The 1,350-nt window shown below is 72.7% G+C and carries 1 protein-coding gene; it reads left to right on the forward strand.

All coding sequences use genetic code 11. From position 1 onward, the window contains the following. Nucleotides 1–1,350, forward strand: a 1,350-nt coding sequence (locus HL054_RS22040; RefSeq protein WP_369141274.1) for an acetyl-CoA carboxylase biotin carboxylase subunit, incomplete at both ends; no start/stop codon positions are given.

The following is a 1,350-nucleotide window of genomic DNA, read 5'->3' on the forward strand; positions in this document are numbered from 1 at the left end:
ACGTGCAGAAGGTCCTGATCGCCAACCGCGGTGAGATCGCGGTGCGCGTCGCACGCGCCTGCCGGGACGCCGGGCTCACCAGCGTCGCGGTCTACGCCGACACCGACCGGGACGCCCTGCACGTGCGCGCCGCCGACGAGGCCTTCGCCCTGGGTGGCACCACCCCCGGTGACTCCTACCTGGTCGTGGACAAGATCCTGGACGCCGCCCGGGCCTCCGGCGCCGACGCCGTGCACCCCGGCTACGGCTTCCTGTCCGAGAACGCCGACTTCGCCCAGGCCGTCATCGACGCCGGGCTGACCTGGATCGGACCGTCCCCCCAGGCGATCATCGACCTCGGCGACAAGGTCGCCGCCCGGCACATCGCCACCCGCGCCGGCGCCCCGCTGGTGCCCGGCACCAAGGACCCCGTAGCGAACGCCGAGGAGATCATCGCCTTTGCGCAGGAGCACGGGCTCCCGGTCGCCATCAAGGCGGCCTTCGGCGGCGGCGGCCGCGGGCTCAAGGTCGCCCGCACCATCGAGGAGATCCCCGAGCTGTTCGACTCCGCCGTCCGCGAGGCGGTGTCGGCCTTCGGCCGCGGCGAGTGCTTCGTCGAACGCTTCCTGGACAAGCCCCGCCACGTCGAGGCCCAGGTGCTCGCCGACACCCACGGCACCGTCATCGTCGTCGGCACCCGCGACTGCTCGCTGCAGCGCCGCAACCAGAAGCTGGTCGAGGAAGCCCCCGCGCCGTTCCTCACCGACGACCAGCGCGAGCGCATCCACTCCTCGGCCAAGGCCATCTGCGCCGAAGCCGGCTACGTGGGTGCGGGCACCGTGGAGTACCTGGTCGGCGCCGACGGCTCCATCTCCTTCCTCGAGGTCAACACCCGGCTGCAGGTCGAGCACCCCGTCTCCGAGGAGACCTCCGGCATCGACCTGGTCCGCCAGCAGTTCCGGATCGCCGAGGGCCTGCCGCTGGAGATCACCGAGGACCCGACCCCGCGCGGGCACAGCATCGAGTTCCGGATCAACGCCGAGGACGCCGGCCGCAACTTCATGCCCGCCCCCGGCCCGGTCACCCGGCTGGAGGTGCCGCAGGGCCCCGGTGTGCGCTGGGACTCCGGCGTGGAGACCGGCGGCGAGGTCGCCGGCGCGTTCGACTCGATGCTGGCGAAGCTGATCGTCACCGGCGCCACCCGCACCGAGGCGCTGCAGCGGGCCCGCCGTGCGCTGGCCGAACTCGTCGTCGAGGGCATGCCCACCGTCGTCCCGTTCCACCGCGCCGTCGTCGCCGACCCGGCCTTCACCGCCGAGCCGTTCACCGTGCACACCCGCTGGATCGAGACCGAGTGGGACAACCAGGTCC

Origin of the sequence: Modestobacter versicolor (genome assembly GCF_041028285.1) — a bacterium.
GTDB classification, from domain to species: domain Bacteria; phylum Actinomycetota; class Actinomycetes; order Mycobacteriales; family Geodermatophilaceae; genus Modestobacter; species Modestobacter versicolor_A.